The organism is Marinomonas flavescens, from assembly GCF_004352835.1.
GTDB lineage: Bacteria > Pseudomonadota > Gammaproteobacteria > Pseudomonadales > Marinomonadaceae > Marinomonas > Marinomonas flavescens.
This window is the reverse complement of sequence record NZ_SJSB01000015.1, coordinates 39,955-61,047: the sequence shown is the minus strand read 5'-3', so window position 1 is coordinate 61,047 and position 21,093 is coordinate 39,955. Positions and strand designations below refer to the sequence as shown.

20 protein-coding genes are annotated in these 21,093 nt (G+C 40.6%); 16 read left to right on the top strand and 4 right to left on the bottom strand.

Annotation, left to right across the window (positions count from 1 at the left end):
- Positions 1–65 precede the first annotated feature (65 nt).
- Positions 66–2,429 (top strand): DNA polymerase II, encoded by a 2,364-nt coding sequence (locus E0D70_RS14210; protein ID WP_133012952.1) that lies wholly within the window; start codon positions 66–68, stop codon positions 2,427–2,429.
- Positions 2,430–2,508: 79 nt separating this feature from the next.
- Here the strand turns inward: E0D70_RS14210 and E0D70_RS14205 are convergent, their stop codons facing one another.
- On the bottom strand, positions 2,509–3,279 hold the full coding sequence (locus E0D70_RS14205; RefSeq protein ID WP_133012951.1) for a TatD family hydrolase: 771 nt from the start codon (positions 3,277–3,279) through the stop codon (positions 2,509–2,511).
- Positions 3,279–4,469 carry an EAL and HDOD domain-containing protein gene (locus E0D70_RS14200; protein WP_133012950.1) on the bottom strand — a complete coding sequence of 397 codons (1,191 nt, stop codon included), beginning with the start codon at positions 4,467–4,469 and terminating at the stop codon, positions 3,279–3,281. Before E0D70_RS14200 ends, E0D70_RS14205 begins: the two co-directional genes overlap by 1 nt.
- A 116-nt stretch (positions 4,470–4,585) precedes the next feature.
- On the opposite strand from E0D70_RS14200, the gene E0D70_RS14195 reads away from it, so the two are divergent.
- The 6 genes from E0D70_RS14195 to E0D70_RS14170 all read left to right on the top strand — a co-directional run bounded on the left by E0D70_RS14195 (position 4,586) and on the right by E0D70_RS14170 (position 9,176).
- Positions 4,586–5,518, top strand: coding sequence for a chemotaxis protein CheV (locus tag E0D70_RS14195; protein WP_133012949.1), 933 nt, complete (start codon positions 4,586–4,588; stop codon positions 5,516–5,518).
- 83 nt (positions 5,519–5,601) lie between these two features.
- Positions 5,602–6,426, top strand: coding sequence for a sulfite exporter TauE/SafE family protein (locus tag E0D70_RS14190; protein WP_133012948.1), 825 nt, complete (start codon positions 5,602–5,604; stop codon positions 6,424–6,426).
- A gap of 149 nt (positions 6,427–6,575) precedes the next feature.
- Positions 6,576–7,571, top strand: a complete 996-nt coding sequence (hemH, locus tag E0D70_RS14185; RefSeq protein WP_133012947.1) for a ferrochelatase — start codon at positions 6,576–6,578, stop codon at positions 7,569–7,571.
- Positions 7,572–7,575: 4 nt separating this feature from the next.
- Positions 7,576–8,292 carry an HAD family hydrolase gene (locus tag E0D70_RS14180; RefSeq protein ID WP_133012946.1) on the top strand — a complete coding sequence of 239 codons (717 nt, stop codon included), beginning with the start codon at positions 7,576–7,578 and terminating at the stop codon, positions 8,290–8,292.
- Between the two features lie 11 nt (positions 8,293–8,303).
- Positions 8,304–8,618 carry a hypothetical protein gene (locus tag E0D70_RS14175; protein ID WP_133012945.1) on the top strand — a complete coding sequence of 105 codons (315 nt, stop codon included), beginning with the start codon at positions 8,304–8,306 and terminating at the stop codon, positions 8,616–8,618.
- A gap of 48 nt (positions 8,619–8,666) precedes the next feature.
- Complete coding sequence (locus E0D70_RS14170) at positions 8,667–9,176, top strand: DNA topoisomerase family protein (protein WP_133012944.1); 510 nt, start codon at positions 8,667–8,669, stop codon at positions 9,174–9,176.
- A gap of 1 nt (position 9,177) precedes the next feature.
- Here the strand turns inward: E0D70_RS14170 and E0D70_RS14165 are convergent, their stop codons facing one another.
- Entirely contained in the window at positions 9,178–10,068 is an 891-nt protein-coding gene (locus E0D70_RS14165) for a TIGR01777 family oxidoreductase (RefSeq protein WP_133012943.1), read from the bottom strand.
- A gap of 196 nt (positions 10,069–10,264) precedes the next feature.
- Here E0D70_RS14165 and E0D70_RS14160 point away from each other — a divergent pair, with 196 nt between their 5' ends.
- The 7 genes from E0D70_RS14160 to E0D70_RS14130 are packed head-to-tail and all read left to right on the top strand — an operon-like array spanning position 10,265 to position 17,951.
- Positions 10,265–10,645, top strand: coding sequence for a sirohydrochlorin chelatase (locus tag E0D70_RS14160; protein ID WP_133012942.1), 381 nt, complete (start codon positions 10,265–10,267; stop codon positions 10,643–10,645).
- A 36-nt stretch (positions 10,646–10,681) separates the two neighbouring features.
- Positions 10,682–12,073 carry a Wadjet anti-phage system protein JetA family protein gene (locus E0D70_RS14155; protein ID WP_133012941.1) on the top strand — a complete coding sequence of 464 codons (1,392 nt, stop codon included), beginning with the start codon at positions 10,682–10,684 and terminating at the stop codon, positions 12,071–12,073.
- The gene (locus E0D70_RS14150) at positions 12,073–12,711 is read left to right on the top strand and encodes a DUF4194 domain-containing protein (RefSeq protein ID WP_133012940.1); all 639 of its coding nucleotides are present in this window, start codon (positions 12,073–12,075) and stop codon (positions 12,709–12,711) included. Before E0D70_RS14155 ends, E0D70_RS14150 begins: the two co-directional genes overlap by 1 nt.
- 11 nt (positions 12,712–12,722) lie before the next feature.
- Positions 12,723–16,142, top strand: coding sequence for an SbcC/MukB-like Walker B domain-containing protein (locus E0D70_RS14145; protein WP_133012939.1), 3,420 nt, complete (start codon positions 12,723–12,725; stop codon positions 16,140–16,142).
- A gap of 10 nt (positions 16,143–16,152) precedes the next feature.
- Complete coding sequence (locus E0D70_RS14140; protein ID WP_133012938.1) at positions 16,153–16,461, top strand: BolA/IbaG family iron-sulfur metabolism protein; 309 nt, start codon at positions 16,153–16,155, stop codon at positions 16,459–16,461.
- A 31-nt stretch (positions 16,462–16,492) separates the two neighbouring features.
- Complete coding sequence (locus E0D70_RS14135) at positions 16,493–16,795, top strand: STAS domain-containing protein (protein WP_133012937.1); 303 nt, start codon at positions 16,493–16,495, stop codon at positions 16,793–16,795.
- 10 nt (positions 16,796–16,805) lie between these two features.
- On the top strand, positions 16,806–17,951 hold the full coding sequence (locus tag E0D70_RS14130; RefSeq protein WP_133012936.1) for a PP2C family protein-serine/threonine phosphatase: 1,146 nt from the start codon (positions 16,806–16,808) through the stop codon (positions 17,949–17,951).
- Between the two features lie 101 nt (positions 17,952–18,052).
- Here E0D70_RS14130 and E0D70_RS14125 read toward each other — a convergent pair whose 3' ends face one another.
- The gene (locus tag E0D70_RS14125) at positions 18,053–18,700 is read right to left on the bottom strand and encodes a YecA/YgfB family protein (RefSeq protein ID WP_133012935.1); all 648 of its coding nucleotides are present in this window, start codon (positions 18,698–18,700) and stop codon (positions 18,053–18,055) included.
- Between the two features lie 94 nt (positions 18,701–18,794).
- On the opposite strand from E0D70_RS14125, the gene E0D70_RS14120 reads away from it, so the two are divergent.
- Both E0D70_RS14120 and E0D70_RS14115 read left to right on the top strand, forming a co-directional pair.
- Positions 18,795–20,561, top strand: a complete 1,767-nt coding sequence (locus E0D70_RS14120) for a RecQ family ATP-dependent DNA helicase (protein WP_133012934.1) — start codon at positions 18,795–18,797, stop codon at positions 20,559–20,561.
- A complete protein-coding gene (locus E0D70_RS14115; protein ID WP_240537148.1) occupies positions 20,551–21,078 on the top strand; it encodes a SprT family zinc-dependent metalloprotease in 528 nt (175 codons plus the stop codon). Before E0D70_RS14120 ends, E0D70_RS14115 begins: the two co-directional genes overlap by 11 nt.
- The last annotated feature ends 15 nt before the right edge of the window (positions 21,079–21,093 follow it).

The window sequence follows — 21,093 nt, the reverse complement described above, 5'->3', positions numbered from 1 at the left end:
TTAACCAGACAGCTCACACAAATAACTTATACAAAACAACTTACACAAGACAATTTGGTTTATTAATGTTTGTAGAAAAAAATGGCTATATCATTAGTCGTCATACCAAAGAGGTGAATGGGCAGCTTGAAATGAGCCTGTTTGTCAAAACACCGGAAGGCACTGTTCAGGTGTTGCCTGACCGACAGTTCAGTACTTTTTTCAGTGATGCGCCGCAACATTATTTTCCGAATAATTTATCGGGCGTGCGCATTACTGAGCCAAGTTTTCGGGCCTTTAATGACCAGTATGTCACTGCTATTCAGAGTAAGAGTTTGGTGCTCCACCAGCAAATGGTCGCCTTAGCCAAAAAAGGGGGTTATGGCGTCTATGAAGAAGATATAAAAGCCCATAATCGTTACTTGATGGAACGTAATGTTCGAGGAAGTATTCGTTTTATTGGTATTCCAGACAGCAGTGGTCAACGCTATACCCAGGCTAAAGTCATTCCCGGCGATTGGCAGCCAGATTGGAAGGTTTGGTCATTAGACATTGAAACGTCGGTTACCAATAATTGCTTGTTGTCTATTGGCATAACATCTAAGAATAAGGCGACTTCTAGTAATCAAAGAATTGCCTTTGTTGTGACGGATCAATTGGTGAATTCCGATATTATTAGAGCCTATCCTAATGAAAAAGAATTGCTTCTCGACTTCATTCGTTTCGTAAAAAAATATTCTCCAAATATATTTATTGGTTGGAACTTAATTGGCTTCGATCTTAACTTCATTAACCAGCGTTGTGAGCGTTTAGGTATTAAACCGTCTTTTGGTGTGAATGGTGAAACATGGCGCATTCATTCTTCTGATAATCAAGGCAAGTATTTTGCCACTATTCCTGGGCGTGTTGCGTTGGATGGTATCACTCTGCTGAAAGTGGGTGGTTATCATTTTGAGTCTTATAGCTTAAACAATGTGAGTAAAGAGATTCTACAGGACCAAAAACTGCTTCATGGTGATGGTCGTTGGCAGGAAATAGAGCGATTGCATCAAGAAGACCTGCAAGGTTTTGTCGATTACAATTTACAAGATTGTGATCTGGTTATGAAAATTTTTGAAAAGTTAAAGCTCATTGAATTACAACAAACTCGGGTAGATTTAACCGGCATTCCTTTTGAACAAACCGGTGGTTCTGTTGCCGCGTTTGAGAACTTATATTTACCACGGTTGCATAAGGCCGGCTGGGTTGCGCCTGCTTGGCGAGACGATGTCTTTGTGTCGAGTCCCGGTGGTTTTGTGATGTCATCGATACCCGGTTTGTACAAAAACGTACTCGTTTTCGATTTTAAAAGTCTATACCCAAGCATCATAAGAACCTTTTACATAGACCCATTGGCTCGAATTACCGCAGGGCAAAACAAGAATTCAACGTTGTTAACTCAAGAAGAAGATTTAGTACCTGGCTATTTAGGTGCAAGCTTTAACCGTAAAGAAGCCATTTTGCCGGAGCTGGTTACTGAGCTTGCTCAAGCAAGAGAAAAAGCGAAGCGGGAGGGCAACGATATACTGAGTTATGCCATTAAGATTATTATGAATTCGTTCTACGGCGTACTTGGGTCGAATGTTTGTCGTTTCTATCACGCAGAGTTAGCAAGTTCGATCACAATGCGTGGGCATGAGTTACTTGGGCGCACTCAACAATGGATGGAAGAGCGGGGCGCTAAAGTTATTTATGGTGACACAGACTCTCTTTTTGTCACATTACATGATCAAAAGACGGATCCCAAAATATTAGGTCAGCGCTTGTGTGAGGATATGAACGCGTTTCTAACTGAGTGGTGTCAAGAATACGCGCACTTGGACTCTTATTTGGAACTTGAATTTGAACGTGTTTATGACCGCTTCTTTATGCCGACGATACGTGGTCAAGAAGAGGGCAGTAAAAAGCGTTATGCCGGGCTTTCTAATGGTGAACTTGTTTTTAAAGGTCTAGAGGCCGCCAGAACGGATTGGACGAAATTAGCTCGTGAATTTCAGCGGGAACTGTTCAAGAAAATATTCAACGATGAAAACCCCATCGATTATATAAAAGACATTGTCGAGAAACTCAAAGCCGGAGAGTTCGATGAACAGTTGGTGTATAGCAAGCAACTAAGCCGACCATTAGCGTCCTATAAAAAGAATATTCCGCCCCATGTTAGAGCCGCGGCTATGATCGACGCAAAAAGAGCGGAGCTAGGTCAGCCACTAGAATATGACAAAGGTCGTAAGCGGGTGAGCTATATTTATCAGCACCGAGGTGTCGTGCCATTTGAGAGTTCAGCAGATTTAGTGGATTTGGATTATGAGCATTACATTAGTAAGCAGATAGAGCCGATTGCGGACAGCATATTGACGTATTACAAGTCCAGTATGGAAGCCATTCTGAGTAAGCAAATATCGCTTATCTAGTGACTATTCCTCCAATAAGGGTCATACCACTTCGCGGCAGTTTTTAAAGGCTTGTCGCGAAGTGAGGCTACTATTGCTATTAAATAGAAAAAAGGCGTTTGGTGTTGTTCGTCGTCTGTATTATCAATTCATTGATAGGAATGTCTTTAAGTTTCGCCACTTCCTCTGCTACCCAAGGAAGGTATTTTGGGTGATTCTTTTTAGGTCTTGGTCGAATCGTTCTTGGTAGAAGATAAGGCGCATCAGTTTCAAGCAGTAAACGATCAAGCGGAATATGAGGCACGGCTTGTTGCAATGATAATCCCCGTCGCTCATCGCATACCCAGCCCGTTACGCCAATATAAAGTCCCAGCTCTAAATAATTTTCTAGCTGCTCGATACTGCCAGTAAAACAATGAATCACACCTTGAATGTGCTCTTTACCTGCTGCTCGTAGCATACTGAGCATGTCTTCATGGGCATCCCGTTCATGAAGGTAAAGAGGCAAATTGTGGTCTAGTGAAATCTGTATTTGTTCTTCAAAGGCATAACGTTGTTCAGTGGGTGTTGAGTAGTTACGATTAAAGTCTAATCCTGTTTCACCAATGGCAATAGGGCGATTTACCTTAATCAATTCATTGAGCGTACTGACACTTTGTGAATTCCAAGTATTAGCATGATGAGGATGGCAACCAGAAGTAAACCACAATGAAGGTTGATCTAAACAAAGAGTCTGTAAGAACTGGCTTTCTTTCAAATCAGAGGAAATGCAGACCATGCCTTCAACGCCAGCGAGTTTACTTTGCGAAATGGTTTCTTCTAAATTGTTAAGAAAAAAGTCATGTTGAATGTTTACGCCGATATCTATCATTATATTTGGTAAATCTCTTTTGCGGCTTTTAAGCTTTCAATATAAAGCTTGCGTAGCGAATTACTCGATAAATTAATGTCTGCTAACGCTTCTAGGTCTATTTCATCCCAGCGTCCCGCTTCATAATCCTTAGCCAGTAAGAGAATCTCTCCTAGATCCCCTTGATGGTCGGTTAATGCTAAGACGAGGCTTTCGTCTAATGGTAAGTCTTTAAGAATGTCTTCAATGGATGACCCAAAAAAGTTGGGTAAGTATGAAAAAAGACCAACTAAAAAAGCACCGTCAACATTGGAGTAGGCATTTTTTGCAATGCTGTCACAAAAGCACGCTCTGTTGACGGCCATTGAGAATAAACAATTGGGTTGCCCATCAACGCTGCTAAGCATCGCTAACGTCACCCATTTAATAAGGTCTTTGATACCAATAATTTCAATGGCTCTTTGTACATTATGCACATTGAATTGACGATGATACATAACGCTCTTTGTTAGCTTTAATACACGATAGGCGAGAGTGGCATCCCGTTCGATACAAGCGGATATATCGCGTATGGATGATCGTCCATTTTGGAGGTGTGACAGTAAATCGATTAAAATAAGTCGATAGCCTGGAATGTTACTCCCTTTAACAGGAATACTCTCCGCCAGGAAGTCGCCGCTAAACCAGCGAACATGAGTGTTATCGTCTAGTTTTTGAAACGCCTCGCGGCTTTGAATGTGACTAACCCAAATTTCTTTATGGATTAACCCTTGATGCCTATCCACATTCAATACGCTATTCAATTCGTATTTTTCGAGGCTTAGTTCTATGTACGTGAAAAGATCAAAGAAAGGCGTCCCGAAAAATCTTAATGAAAAGTTTGTTAACCCGAGCTCATAACCATCTAATTGTAAGCCAGACAATATTTCGTTGTCTCTGTCTGGTACTAAAGTTGTTGTGTCGAAAAAAAGCACAAAGCGTAAAGAAGAAGTCGGCGCTGGTAAATTCGCTACATCATGAATAGCAACTTGAATAAATATAGGCTGATGTTTGATCGCATCGACAACGCTTAGGTCTGTGAATAGTAAACTTAAAAAAGAATGCTTTTCTTCCTCTTCCATACTGTTGATATGAAACAAGTTATTCGCTTTTATCGAGGTCTTGTTATCTACCACGGCCTGGCGACTAAAAAGAAAATCTTTACTGATCATTAAATTGTCTCTGTAAGCGCAGTTAATAATAAAAAAATACTGTAACGTAAAGCTGAATACAATATCATGGTTACAATCAAATAGAATCCATATAAGCAAACCATCTGGAGTAGTATATGGCCGGAATGTTAGATGCCGTAGATCAGAGAACAAAACTAGTAGGTGAAAACCGATTAGAGCTGCTTATGTTTCGTCTAAGCGGAATGCAGACCTTTGCTATCAATGTTTTTAAAGTTCAAGAAGTCGTTAAACTTCCTCGACTGAATTTAATGCCTCATCGTCATCCATCTGTTGCAGGTGTGACTCATTTTCGAGGCCGTACTATTCCCGTTATTGATCTATCAGAGTCCATTGGCATGAGACCAATGGATCGCACTCAGCCATGTAACTTAATTGTTACAGAATATAATAATACCGTGCAAGGTTTTATGGTTGGAGAAGTGGATAGAATCATAAATATGAATTGGACTGAAGTGCTTCCGCCACCTGATGGTGCAGGAAGACAGCATTATTTAACCGCGATTACTCGTGTTAATGAGCGCTTAGTTGAAATCATTGATGTAGAAAAAGTGTTGGCAGTAATCTCTCCATATGACACTTCTATTAGCGCTGATGTGATTGATAAAAGTTTAATGAATTTAGCAAACGACTTAGAGGTACTGGTTGTTGATGATTCATCTGTGGGCTTGTCTCAATGTCAGTCAACTCTCGATCATCTTGGTATTAAGGTCCACGTTGCGACTGATGGCAAAAAAGGCTTAGAAAAATTAAAAGCTTGGGCGGACAGCGGAGAAAACGTCCCAGACAAGTTGTTAATGATGATTACTGATGCTGAAATGCCGGAGATGGATGGCTATCGATTGACTCGTGAAGTACGTGAGGATCCACGGCTTAAAGACTTGTATATTGTGCTTCATACTTCGTTAAGCGGAAGTTTCAATAAAGCCATGGTACAAAAAGTGGGCTGCGATGATTTCTTGTCAAAATTTCAGCCAGACAAATTAGCGACAGTGATTCAGGATCGCATTCGTAGTGTCATGGAAAAATAGTTTTTCTGCTGGTGGTCTAAAAACAGGCTGAGTGCCTGTTTTTTTTGTTTCTAGATTCGATATTAGGGTTGGGTGATCATTAAGTGGAAATACAATTTCTTGTTTTGTTGTTTATTATTGGTGGCGTGGCAGGTTCTTTATACGCAACCACAAAGATACCAGCGCCTCTGTTTGTGATTCCGGTGACTCTTTTGTTTTTTCCAGCCGTTGGTTTTACACAAACAGGCGCCCTGTTGCCGATCATTGCCACTGCCATTACGTCTTTTATCCCGCTATTGTTAATGCAATGGGTCGGGGACATGAAGGCTCAACAAGTAGACTCTCAGGCTTTGATTGCTCTATCGCCAGGGGCATCAATGGGTGGCGTTATAGGCGCTCAAATTGTTTCTTTTATGACGCCTTTGTTGTTTAAATTCTCACTGAGCTTTGTTGTACTTACCTTGATGATATCGGTATTTTTGAATAGTAAGCAACTAGATAAGAGTGCAATAAAAAAGCCGTTAATGAATCTTAATAATCATTATTTGCGTATCCCTATTGGATTGTTTATTGGCATTGTTAGCGTTGTGGCTGGTGGAACGGGGAAAAGCTTAGGTTCTGCCATGCTGACTGGCACACCGGTAAATGAAAGGCACAGAGATTCGACGGCGGTAGGGCTGGCATTGTTTGTTTCTATTGCCGCTATGGTTGGCTTTTCATTTCCTGCTAAGCCATTTGATTACAGTTATCATGACGGGTTTATTGGCGCCATTCAGTTGTTGTCATGCCTTATCTTGGCAGTAAGTCAGTTGTTTTTTTATCTCTTATGTAGAAATAAAGGGAATAGCCTCGATAAAATGGTCTTAACCATAGGTCTTCTACTTTTTATTGTGATTGCTGTGTCAAGAGTTTGGTTTATGCCGCTTTAACTTTATCGGAAGTTGTTACTAGGTAGCTTTGATTCAGGCTAGATAAATAATCAATGACGATTTATGTCACTGAAAATGATACACAAATACGATTTCTCTTACTATTTTTAGCGATATAATAATCGTTCAAAAGGATTAAAAGGTTTGTTATGAATAAGTCACCAAAATACGGTGTATTAATGATAAATTTGGGTACCCCTGATGCCCCCAAAACACCAGAAGTGCGGAGATTTCTTCGTGAGTTTTTATCCGATAAGCGAGTAGTCGATCTTAATCCTCTTATCTGGAAGCCTATTCTCAATCTCATTATATTGACGATCCGACCGCCCAAAGTGGCCAAAGTATATCAGCAGGTATGGATGGACGAAGGTTCACCCTTGTTGGTTTTGGGTAATCGATTAAAAGATCGGATTAAGTCTTCATTAGCATCGCAAAGTGGGGGCGCTGTTCCTGTTGAAATGGCGATGACTTATGGTAACCCGAGCATGGAAGTTGCGGCCAATAAACTGCGTGCGGCTGGAGTGGATAAAATAGTGGTTATTCCTATGTATCCTCAATTTTCAGCGACAACCACTGCCGCGGGATACGACAGGTTAATGGCCTCTTTGAAACAATGTCCGCATTGGCCTGCGTTGCAGTTGATACAAGATTATGCAGATCATCCTTTGTACATTAAAGCACTTGCTAACTCGGTACATTCTCAATGGAAGAAACAAGGTGAGAGACGTCATTTAGTACTTTCTTATCATGGTATTCCCAAACGTTATGTTACAAATGGGGACCCTTATTCTAAGCGTTGCGAAGCGACCAGTGAATTAGTAGCAGAAGAACTTGGTTTAGGCGATAGTGAATGGACGCATGTTTATCAATCTAGGTTTGGCCGTGAAGAATGGCTAAAGCCTTACGCTGATGCCACGTTAAAAGCGATGCCAGAAATGGGTATTAATAAAATCAATGTTATTAGTCCTGCCTTCTCGATTGATTGTATTGAAACGCTTGAAGAGGTCACCCTAGAGCTCGGTGATGAATTTAAGCACAATGGCGGCCTAGCTTTTGATTATATTCCAGCTCTAAATGACAGTGATGATCAGGTCGCCTTGTATTTAAGCCTAATTGAACAAAATACAAAACAATGGGAACAATAAAGTAATGACTAAAAGACACACCAAATTCCCCATTATCGCGTTTGATGCTGACGATACTTTGTGGCGTAATGAGGACATTTTTATGTCCGCCCAAAGTGAATTTATTGATTTACTGTCGCCATACCATGATGAAGAATTCATACGTTCTCACCTTGGCAATGTGCAGATCAGAAACTTAACGCATTTCGGTTACGGTATTAAAGGATTTACGTTATCCATGATCGAAACTGCAATAGAGCTGACAGAAGGCCGAGTGACAGGCACTGAAGTACATAGCATAATTGAGTTGGCTAGGAGAATGCTTGATGCACCAATAGCCTTGATTCCTGGTGTTAAAGAGGTTCTGAAAAAGCTTCAACGTGATCATAAATTAATGATCATTACGAAAGGTGATTTATTAGACCAAGAAAGTAAAGTGGCTCGTTCTGGTTTAGCCGATTTTTTTGATGTTATCGAAGTGGTGAGTGATAAAACAACGGCCACTTATGAAAAAATACTTGAGCAGCAAAATATAGCAATTACTGACTTTTTGATGATTGGAAACTCTCTTAAATCTGATGTATTGCCTTTGCTTGATATCGGAGCAACGGCCATCCATGTTCCATACCATACGACATGGGCGCATGAAGAGGTCACTGATGCCGAACTGTTAGAGTATTCAAGGTTGGTTACGCTGGAGCGTATTTCGCTATTACCTGATTGGTTGTCAAACAATAAGTAAGGGGTCTACCTATGCGTTTATTACCATTATTATTATCTATTTTGTTACTGACTGCGCCGTTTGCTCAAGCGCAAGATAAAGCGTCAGACAGTCAGTTTGATAATGCTAAAGTGAAAGCAACAGAAATTTGGGATAAAACCAAAGATAAAACACTAGAAATTGCTCATAAAACCTCTGAGAAAGCGTCTGAATACGGCAGTATTGCTGCTGATAAGACGAAAGAAACAAGCGTCACTGTTTGGGGAAAAATGAAAGAATTAGGGTCTGCTGCCGCTGATGAGACTAAAAAAGGTGTGAAAAAAATACGTGAAGCCGCAGGTCAATAGACAAAAGAGACTGATGATAGTGACCAAGTTAAATAGGCAAGAATTCCTATGAGTCTCAAAGATGATAAAGCCGGCATCCCTTCAAGTTATTGGGAGCAAGAGTTTATATCACAAGATGATTCACAATTGGTTACGCCGAGTGTGCGATATCGCTGCCCAAAATGTGAAAGCCTACTTATTCAGAAAGAAGGTAAGAACGGCTTATTTTGGGGGTGCGAAGCTTACCCAGTCTGTGACTACACGGCCAATGATGAAAATGGCAAGCCTGTACGAGCTAAGCGTTTTTTATGCCCTGCTTGCCAATCACCGCTAAGACGGAAAACCTTCAAGGAAAATGCATTTTGGGGTTGCAGTCGTTATCCTGAATGCAAGATTACTGTTGAAGATGACAATGGCGTACCTTCTAGTAGTAAAAAATACCCTTGTCGTGAATGTGGGCATTATTTAGTTCGTAAAAAAAGTAAGAATGGTTACTTTTGGGGTTGTATCGAATACCCAAAATGCAATAACACGCTAAACGATGAAAAAGGATTGCCCGTTCTAAGGCGTAAACGTTGATTTAAGAAGGGCGATTATTCTCAATGTCTATCAATGCCTCTTTTAAATCACTATGTTCGAAGTGAAATCCTTGCTGAATTAATCGCTTAGGGATGATTTTTGCCCCGTTAGTAAGCAATGAAGCCATTTCGCCAAAGATTGCACGCAACACAAAGACAGGGATTGTAAAAAAAGCAGGCCGTTTAAGGGATCTCGCATAGTGCTGAGCAAACACTTTTTGTTTAACACAATGAGGCGAAGTAAGGTTATAAACGCCTTCATAGCGCTCATCGGATAGCGACTCTGTTATGGCTTTTAAAACATCCGCTAAATGAACCCAAGAAAACCATTGTTCGCCGCTGCCTATTTTTCCACCTAATCCCATTTTATAAGATGGTCTCATTTTATTTAAAGCCCCTCCATTTGCACCCAGTACGACACCTAAGCGGAATATGACGGTTCTACAGCCTATGTCAGCAAATTCAGTGGCTGCGGATTCCCATGCGGCACATAATTCATGAGAAAAATCATTCTCAGAATCGCTATATTCATCAAAAACAGCATTGGTATGACTGCCATAATAACCAATAGCCGACATGGAAATCATCGATTTAGGTGGTCTTTTCAATGTGTGCTTAATTTTTTGCGTTAATGTTGTGCGGCTTGCTATAAGAGCCTCTTTTCGCTTCTCGGACCATGGTTTATCAGCAATGCCTTCACCGGCTAAATTGATAAACACATCAATGTCTTCATCAAGTTTCGTGAGAGAATCTAGAGTATATTGAGCGACAGTTTGGTCTAATCGATTGTCTACTTGTCTCACTACAGCCGTAATACGATGGCCTTTGCTTTGCAAAAGTGGGACAAGGGAGGTTCCAATAAAACCTGTCGCTCCAGAAATTAGAATATTCATCTCAGCCTCATTGATTTTAAGAATTACTCTTACTAATACGCTAAGAATATGAATTGGGATCAATAACTTCTGATTTCTAAATTAAAAATTGCATTTTCGACACAATATTTAAAAGCTGGGTAAGCTTTTTCTTTTAACGACTTCTTTTTCTAAGGTAGGATGGCTAAAATGGAGAGCTGAAACATTAGGTATCAAAATGCTACACAATGAATACGATCACATCATACTTCTTGCGCATGGCAGTCCAGATCCATTATGGAAACAGCCTTTTGAAGCCTTGTATGAAAAAACGATAGAAGAATATGGTAAAGAACATTCCAGTTTGGCCTATATGGAACTGACTACTCCAACTTTGGAAGAGGTTGTTGGGCAATTAGATAAGAGCATTAGAAAAGTGGCCGTTTTGCCCTTGTTTTTTGCGGTTGGCCGACACTTGAGACAAGATGTACCCGCTCAAATTAAAGCGTTACAACACGAGCATTTACAAATTGATCTTTTAGCGCCAATAGGTGAAGACACACTCGTTAAACAAGCAATGCATCATGCTATTGCTCGCCATTTGGGAAAAGAAGAATAATGTCATTTTTTAATGCTGATCTTTGGAGCACGATGAATGCTGTTTAAACACTTACCTGATGAGATATTTCAGGCGCTTTCAGGTTCTAATAGAGCATTGATCGAAGCCGTTTTATACGATCTTGCCGATGTTTTTTACGATCACGCAGAAGATCCAATTAAAGATAAATCGACCATCATAGAATCGATTGAAGATACTCTGCATAAGCTTGAAACCTTAGCTTGGCATGATGATCAAAAAGAAGCATTCGATTCTCCAAAAACGATTCATGATTACGCATTAAGAATTTATCATCGGCTGGTTAACACGGGTTGGTTAGTTGAAGAACAAGAGCTTTATCGGATTAGTGTCTTAATGACGCCGCAAATATCCATGCTATTACGCTCTCTTGTTGAAATTAGCCGACACGGTAAGCGTAATTACGGCGCTACCGTTTTGAGTATTTTGAGTAACTTAGAGTCGGTTGCAAAGCACCCAAAAGAGCGGGGTGTTACTTTAAGCCAATCAGCGGAAGCTTCTCGTGATTTCTCTGCGCATTTAAATCAGATTCTACTGGGTATTCGAAGCCTGCAACGTGAGCTGTTTGCGAGTCGTGACCCTAAAGCGATTGTCGCGGGTTTTTTTGACTTGTTTGTAGAAGGTATTTTGATAGCCGACTATAAGACCATTAAAACCAGTAACAACCCATTTCGATTTCGACGTCAAATATTAGAGCACGCTCAAGAGTTTCTCGCTAACCCAGAACTGCTTCAAGATGTTTCTCAATGCTATGCTGATCAACAACTTATTAGCATAGCGAAGGCTAAAATTCTTGTAGAGAAAGATTGTCGCGATATTATTCTTACGTTTAGTAACATTGAACAGCGTCTCGATAGAATCGATGAATACCGTTATAGACTTGAAAAGCGTGCTGCAGATACCGCTAGATACATGGACAGTTCTCGTCCAGGTATGGCAAATAAAATTGCGGGGGTGATATCCGATGTGGCGAAATATGAGCACTTACCGATACTGAAAAATGTCGTCAGTGCCAAGTTTGTTGGTATGGAGTCGGCCGCGCAACCTATGCGACGACGCGATCCGCCACCACCAAGAGTCATGACTCCAGCCGAAGTCTCTGCTAGTGCTATTCAATTGCGGGATAAACAACGCCGTTTTCATGAGACGCGGCAAGTTACGGTTGCCAAGCTGCAATCTTATTTAGAGCGACAAATGGAAGACCAAACCAATAAACATATTTTAGACTTTTCAATCCAGTCTGTTGAGGATTTTGTTTGTTTTGATCATTTAAGGTATGTCGGCTCTTTAGGGGTTACTGCTAAGAAAATCGAGAAAGCGTTTGAAATACGTTTTACTGAGCAGTTTTTAGATGTGCATAATTTTGTTGAATGTAGAGAATTTAATGTGGTCCGTAGGAGCGAAGCGTAATGCTTAGAGAATTAAAAAAAGTCGTCGAAGAGTCAGGGAAAGACGCTCAAGAGTTTCAGCAAACGGCTAACTTCGTTCTTGCTAACCAATTTGCCAGTGCTTTCAAGCATGGTCAGCGCAAACATTATTTATTATTAGAATCTTATCAAGATTATTTTGCCAAAATTTTTGATGCACTTGGTATGAAACTTTATATAAATGAAAATGAACGTTTGGCTGGTGTTCTTCCTGTTCAGCGAGAAGCATTTGTACGTTTAAAAACAGACGAAACCTTATTTCTTCTTGTACTTCGTCAAATATACGAAGAAAAAATTGAAAATTTTGAAGTAGATAACGGCTTTGTTGCCACCAATACACACACGATTCTAGATCGCTATGTGCAGCTTGTGAAACGTGAAATTCCTAATGAAACACGTTTTAAAGACATTCTGGCATTGCTGAGTCGCCATGGCGTTATTATTCGCGGTAAGTCTTACGAAGAAGACAGTAAGAATTTCATTATTAATATAACGCCTGTTGTTCGGCTCATTGTGACTGAGGCTTATTTAAGACAGTTAGAATCTTTTAATGGTGCGGATCCAGACGAAGACGATATTGATGAAGAAGAACAAAACCCACAAGTAGAAAACCAGGAATAAAAGGCCAAAACATGAAAAAGCTCAATAGAATTGTATTGGTTAACTGGTACCTGCTGGGTGCAGAAGAGATCAATATCCGTGGAAATACAGCGATTATTGGACCAACAGGGTCGGGTAAATCGTCTATTTTGGATGCCATTCAAACCGTATTGACGGGTGCTAGTAAACGTCACTTGAACTACAACGCCAGTGCTAACGATGGTAAAGCGAGTGGTCGTAGTATTAGATCCTATATTCTTGGGATGATAGATGCAGGACAAGCTACCAGTGGTAAATCATTTGGCACTCAGCCAAGACAAGACGCCACCAGTTATTTAGGATTGGTATTCGAAGACAGCATTACGGGAAAAGAGTCCTCCGTAGGTTTGAGTTTAAGTGCATCGCTAGCATCACCAGAAGAAGATATTTTAGGTCGCTTTGTGCTACCTAACTATGGCATACGACGTGAAGATTTTATCGATGCGATGGAAGGGAAAAGCTATAAAGCGAAACCATGGATTGAAGTTCGCGAAACCATGAAAAAAATCTGCTTTGATCCGTATATCAAATCAGGCAGTGCGTCTGCGACACAATACATCAATCGTTATCTAGAAGAATTAAGCCCTAGTTCCGATCATTTAATCACCTTAGATAGCTTTTTAAAGAATTTTAAAAATGCGCTTAAATTTGTTCCGATAGCATCGCCGACACGTTTTGTTCAAGATTTCGTATTGGCTGAAGCGCCTTTGCAGGTGGGAGCCTATCAAAAGTCGTTGCATGAATATCGCCAACTTGAAAGTAAAACACTCGAAGTTGCTAAGCGCATAGATGATCTAAAACTCATCCAACAAGACTGTGAGAAGAAGCTGCAACAAGAGCAATCTGCTGTGAATTATCACTGGATAGCAACGGAAGCACGATTTGACGAGCTGGGCACCAAGCAGGATGACATTCAAGATCAGTATGAGTTACAAAAAGAACGTGAAGAAGAAATAGAAGAGCAGCTTACGACACAAAGTAGCCTTCTTAAACAGTTACAAGGTCAGCTTATTCGATTGGAACAGCAGTACGAGCATTCCGATGTTGGCTTGAAACTGCAGCAATTAGAGCAAAATAAAAAGTTTTTAGCACTGCAAAGCCAACAAGACCAAAAGGCTATTGATCAAGCTCGTCAAATTGCATTGCTGTTATCGTCTCTGAAGAGCTTTGAAAGTTTCCTCTCAGAAGAAACCAATAAAATAGTGGCCAATGTTGACCAATTTACAGGCCTTATTAGTGCGGATGGTAAAATTGAAGGCAGTCTTAAACCACTTACTCAATTATTGAGCTCGCTCAATGAGACATTAGACAGCGAAAAATCATTAGTATTTAAGCAACGCTCAGAACTGAATCGTACTATTTTGAACTTAAGGGACGAGTGTAAACAGTTAGAGTCAGACGTCTCTTCCTTAAAGGGCGGAGTCAGTCCTTTGTCGCAAAATACGAGACGCCTTATTGCTTTGTTGGCGGACGCTAATATTACTGCTACGCCATTAAGCCACTTGGCAGAAGTCACTGATCGAAAATGGCAAGATGCGATTGAAGGTTATTTAGGCGCGCAACGTGAAGCATTAATTGTTGAGCCTGAAGAGGCGGAAGAAGCAATACGTATTTTTCGTGCTCACCGTCGTCAGCTTATGGGGTGTCGCGTTGTTGATACCTCACAAACGCGATTATGGCTAAGTCGAGGCAATCACAAATCAGCACTCAAGTTTATTCGTTGTAATAATGATCATGCACAAGCGTATTTAAACCGTCGTTTGGGCGGCATTATGCCCGTTGAAACGGAACGCGAGTTGCTACGTGAAGACAGCGCAATGACGGCTGATGGTATGTTAAAACTATCGGGGACTATTTCTACCATTCGTTTTACGCCTCATATGATGGTCGGTATCAATACTGAAGGCATGCGCGAATCTCGAGAGCAGCAACTAGCCACGTTAAGTGGTGAATTAATGAACCACCTAAATGTCGATCAGCGCTTAGAGCAAGTGGATAATTTGCTAGGCCGGGTCATGGCTAATAACCAATTTGATGCCGAGACTTTAAATACCGCAAGTCACACCATTACTCGTATTGCTCAAGAGTTAAGTCATGTTGATGCAGAAATAAACCAGTTGCAACAGCATGATGACAAAGACCTTCAAGAGAAAATTGAAGCGCTAAAAGAACGTGTAGTCGCTGTTGAGCTGGATCAGAAAAAATTGGATCGTGAGCGTCAACAAATTGCAGAGCAGTACGGTGCGTTAAATACGCAAAAGAACCAGTTAAGTTCGGCCTTATCCGCTCTTGACGAAGAGCGTAATAGACTGACATCTAATGCACTTTATAATGCAGAGTTTGCTAGTGAACGCTATTCATTATTAGAAAATAGCATGGTGAATGGAGCCGCTATCTATAAAGAAGCTATTAGCCGTGCAGAAAAAGCCGAAGATAAAGTACGTAGCTTCGACCAAAAGGTTCGTAAAGAGGTCGCCGATCATTACGCTAAGTACCATCAGGCTAATTTAGATAATGACGTTCAGTTGGATTATTTAGAATCGAAGTTTGAAGAATTTCAGCATTATGTGTCATACCAAATAGATGTTTTGAGTGAAACTGAGTTAGCCAAATATGCGAAACGTGCTGAGCTTGCTCGTCGTGAAGCAGAAGAAACGTTCCGCTCAGATTATGTTTCTAAGCTAAAAGATTCTTTAGATCAAGTGGCTCATATTATTCGCGAGTTGAATCATAGTCTTAAGCGTCGTCCATTTAATCATGAGACCTATCAATTCCGTTATTACCCAAATGGTGACATGAAAGACATTTTAGACTTGGTTGAGCGTTTCAGTGCGCAGGACCAAGCGAATGTAGGTGGATTATTCGATCCTGAAGCCACTGGTGATCCAGATCATATTCGCGCGATTACCGCTATCCAGGAATTAATTACGGATGAAGAAAAGCAGCAAGACCTTGCTGATTATCGTAAATTCTATAATTTCGAAGTTGATATTTTAGACGAAGAAGGCAATAAGAAAACAACGTTAAGCCAACGCATTCAAACAGGTTCTGGTGGCGAGCATCAGATTCCATTTTACCTTGCTATCGCGGCAGCGTTATCAACTACTTATCGCTTACGTGAAACCATAGATGGTGAAATTGAAGGTGGTTTCTCATTGGCCATGTTTGATGAAGCCTTCAATAAAATTGATATGGTGAAAACCTCTACTTGTATGGGCTTTATGAAAGACATAGGCCTTCAAGTAATTGCGGCGGCACCTGATGACAAACGAGCGGTAATGGCCGCTAATATGGACACCGTTATTAGTGTTTGGCGTGAAGGTGGCGCCGTGTCTATTGATGTGGCATACCCTAAAGAAAAAGGGCAAACATTGTTAAACGGTAATTCTGAACCTGAATTTAGCCAAGCATAAAGAGATAAATATGAAAATTCAAAATGAGATAGAAGAAGTGATTAGAGCGTCGTTTGATTGCTCATTCCTATCTCTTGAAAATGAAAGTTATATGCACAATGTGCCTGAGGGCAGTGAATCCCATTTTAAATTGGTATTGGCGAGTGATGCTTTTTTGGGTAAAAGGCCGGTGCAGCGACACCAGCTTGTATATGGCGCACTAAAAGAGCAGATGATGAAGATACATGCTTTGGCGCTACACCTTTATACGATAGAGGAATGGGCTGAACGCACTAACACCGCTCCTTTGTCACCTAAGTGTCATGGAGGCGAGAACTAATAATGTATTTTTATAGCAACTCGATCGCAATATGAGCCTTTCAATTAAGGTAAACAGCGACACTGGTGTGGTTTGCATTTCAATTCTTGGCAGTTTTGATTTTTCATTATTTCATGAGTTTCGCGAAGCGTATGCGGAATTTATTGGAAAGAAAGATCGTTTTACAATTGATCTTAGTGGCGTTGAATATTTGGACAGTGCTGCATTAGGGATGTTACTGAGTATGAAAAGTGCATTGGGTGAAAATAGCGTTATTGAACTAAAAGGTGCGAATGATTTCATCAAAAACATTTTGATGATTTCGCGCTTTGATAAACGCTTCGAGATACGATAAGAGCTGATTTATGAAGCTTTTATGCGTGGACAGCGAACCTATTTATCAAGAGATTATCTCTTTATGCGCTGAAAATGATGGCATGCAAGTGAAATTAGCGGCGTCCTTTGACGATGCTATTTTTCTATATGAGCAATGGAGACCAGACATTGTTACATTAGAAGTGGTTCTTCAAGGTGGCAGTGGTCCAGAGCTTGCAAAAAGACTAAAAGCCTTAGAACCTGAGCGCTTTGTTCCTATTGTGTTTTTGACTTCGCATATTTCTGACTTTGTTATGAATCAGTGTTTCAAGGCGGGTGCGGATGACTTTATCCCTAAGCCTTTCAATGAAATGCTTTTTCGGACTCGTATTAGTACGCACAAAAGGCAAATTCAGCTCATTCAAGAAATGTACCGAAAGAATCGTGAATTGACCTACTATCAAACGATGATAGAGCAGGAACATAAGATGGCTCATCAAGTCCTTGATCATATTATGACGAGGAGTGAGCATCAAAGTCAGAATCTAGCCATGACGCGGTTGTCTGCGACTAATTTTAACGGAGATTTGGCCTTAGCGAGTACGCGTTCAGATGGCTCAAGGATGATTTTCGTTGGCGACTTTACCGGCCATGGTTTATCCGCCTCTATTGGCGCTCTTCCGGTTACTCAGGCGTTTTTCGATGCCATTGACAGTAATATGGCATTGGCGGATTTTGCAGTTCAGATTAATAAAATGCTGCTCACAATTTTACCTGATTACATGTTTTGTGCCGCTTATATTGTTTTGATAGAAGCAACGGGGAAATTGCAATATTGGGGAGGAGGAATGCCGAATGCATATATTCGTCGTGCCGATAAATCAATTGTTCATATAACCTCTACACACATGTCTCTGGGTATTCTAAGTGCTGCCGAATTTGAGTCTACCGTAAGTACACATTATATATATGATCGAGATACATTGGTAATCGCTTCAGATGGGATTTTAGAGCTTAAAAATACGGAGCAGGTCATGTTAGGAGCAAGTGCATTAGAATCACTTATTGTCTCTTGTTATGATGATCATGACTTGCTTCGGGCTCATCATGAAATGGAGGCTCATCTGTCCCGTTTTCAGGGTGAATCAGAGCAATTGGATGACATTACTTTAGTGGCTGTTAGAAATACTATTTAAGCAGAGCTGTCTCTAGGTGAAGAAATTTAAAAAAGGCGTCTCAAAAATGAGCCGCCTTTTTTAATTGAACGCTGTTTGGACTTTTCTGTATATTATTCGTCTTAGCGTTTTTTCTTGTTCTTGTTTTTATTGGTATTCTGCTTGTTACCAGCATGCTTTGATTTTGCTGGAGCGCGTTTTTCCGGCTCAGTTCGTAGCACAAGAAAAAGATCAGTTATCACGTCAGGAATTTGATCAATGCAAGATTTAGTGAGCTTTTCACTTTGGCGTATCTGAACCACTTCTTCATCATCAAAAAGATCAGACGCTACCATGATAGGCAGTAATAGCTCTGCAATCACTTCTTCTTTTTCAGAATCAAACCAGTGCTTTTCTGTCATGAAAACACCTTCCATGAAGCCCGTTGTCCATTCTTGTAATTCGCTGAGTTCTTCTGCAGAAGAGCCCATTTCGATCTCACAAGGAATAACAAATTCGTCTTCAGACTCAAGCTCTTTTTGGATCTCTAGTGACAGTCGGCTTAACAATTGAAGAATGTGTTTTTCTTCTTTTTCGCTTTCAAATTTTGGCGTGTCTTCAAAAATAACGGGGAGCCATTGCTCTTCGGAGATGGTAATAGGACAAATCGCTAATGCTGTTAAAAAGCCGTGAGCCATAACGAAGTTTTGACATTCTTCATGAACCCGATCTGACTCCAAAAAAGCTTCTAATGTGTCTAACTCAAGATCATCAAGAGGTTGGTTTGCCATTGTTTAATTCCTAATACTAAATAAGTCTGCGATTCTAGCGAAAAGACCGCTAAAAATCGATGCACAATCAACATGGTTAAGAGATAATTCTACCATGACTCAAAAGAAATCTATTTTATCAAAGCTAGGCTATCTCGAATATCTTCCTTTACAGGAAGAAGCCATAGATGCTCTATGCTCAGGCGACGATGTATTGTTGGCTGCCCCAACGGGTGGGGGCAAGTCCCTTGTTTATCAATGTGCTGGCATTATTAGAGAGGGTATTGGTGTTATCGTTAGCCCTTTGATTGCTCTGATGTCTCAACAAGTTGAAGACCTGAGGAAGAAAGGAATTAATGCCTACTTTCTAAATTCCAATTTAAACCCTAATGAACACGAAAATCTCCTTTGGGCTCTTCGCAATAATCATATAGATTTACTTTTTCTGTCTCCTGAAAAATTGGTTCAACCTTCTGTTATTAGTTTTCTACATGGAATGTCTATTTCATTGTTTGCTATTGATGAAGCTCATTGTATTACTCAATGGGGAGGCTCATTTAGGCCAGAATACAGTCAATTAGGTCAACTAAGAGAAGCCTTTCCAAAGGTTCCAATCATAGCGCTAACAGGCACTGTCGATGAGTTGACGATAAAGACGATTCAATCATCCTTGCAGATGAACGATGCGTTGGTGTTGAAGGGAAGTTTTGATCGGAAAAATATCGAAATTCAGATCGCACAAAAAAGAAAAGCCAAACTACAGATATTGTTTTTTTTGCATAATGAAATGGCTGGCCAAAGTGGGATCATTTATTGTCGCTCACGAAAAAAAACAGAGGAGTTATCCTCTTGGTTAAACACCTTGGGATTACCGAGTCTTGCTTATCATGCGGCCATGAGTGACAGTGATAGACAGACAAATCATAAGCGGTTTTTAACTGAGTCCGGTTTGATTATGGTAGCGACTACCGCTTATGGAATGGGCATAGATATTGCTCACATTCGTTTTGTTATCCATGTTGACTTACCAGACAGCCCCGAGTCCTATTTTCAAGAAATAGGCCGCGCAGGGCGAGACAATCAGCCCGCTAAAGCGCTGCTTTTATATGGCCTTCAAGACATGTTAAAAGCTCAGCAACTTAACGCTTTTCAAAATCAGTCAGGCGATGAAAGAAAACCCAAGTTAAATGCCTTTTTCAAAGTCATTGAAAGTCGTGGCTGTCGTCGTCAGAATTTACTTGCTCACTTTGGGGAAGCCTCAGAAGCCTGTGGAAATTGCGATCGCTGTCTCGCGCCAACATCTGAGCAAAATGTCACGATAGCAAGTCAAAAGTTACTTTCCTTGGTTTACCATACAAAAGGCATTCAGCCATTTTCAGTGCTCATTCAAGTTTTATTGGGCAAGAGAACAAAAAGTGTATTAGCCATGCAAGGCGAGCGACTTGCTTTGTTTGGTAAAGGAAAGGAGCTTAACGAGGCTCAGTGGAAATCTGTCATTCGCCATTTAATTGCCTTTGATTACATTGAACTTAATCAAGCGGTGATATTTTGTATTCATTTAAAAGAAAAGTCTCGTGGCATACTAAAGTCTCAAACACAGGTTTTACTTGCTCAAGAAAGGTATTACCCCACACTTGATAATGAAAGCGCCATCAAGGAGACCGCGACTTGGCACCAACTTATGAGCTGGAAATTGACTCAAAAAAACAGCGTGTTGAGCGATGGACAATTAAGGAAAGTGTATCAACATAAGCCTACCACTATTGCGTCATTAAGCCGTCTAACAGGATTGTCGAAAGAAATTATCGCACCATTTAGCGAATCGCTTATCTCCCTGTTAAGTCGTGTTGAGGACGTGCAGGAGAAAGATTGTGTCGGCTAACAAATCGTATTCTCTTCAGTCCCATGATTTAGCGTCATCCATTCAACAGGTTCAATCTCAAGTGTCTCATTGTATGAAAAAAGCGACGCTTTTTTTTGGGAAGCACTTTGATCATCCTACTTCGAACTTTAAGCAGAAAGGGAAGGCGGCAGGCACTGCTCATTTACATAAAAATGAATTGAGGTTTAATTATTTTATGTATCAGCAAGATGAGAGCTTGTTTATCGAGACAGTAGTCCCTCATGAAGTTGCCCATATTATTGTGTATCAAATTTACGGTAATAAGGTGAGGCCCCATGGTAAAGAATGGCAGGCCGTTATGAAGAAAATTTATCACCTTGAACCTAATAGAACACACAACTTTGACATCCCTCTGCCTAAGCAATCGTACACCTATCAATGTCAATGTCAGCAGCACGTATTCACCATACGAAGGCACAATAACGCACAAAAGGGCACTCAATATATCTGTAAACTTTGTCGTTCATCGCTTTCTTTTTTAGCGCAGCATTCTTAATAAGCGAATCGTTAA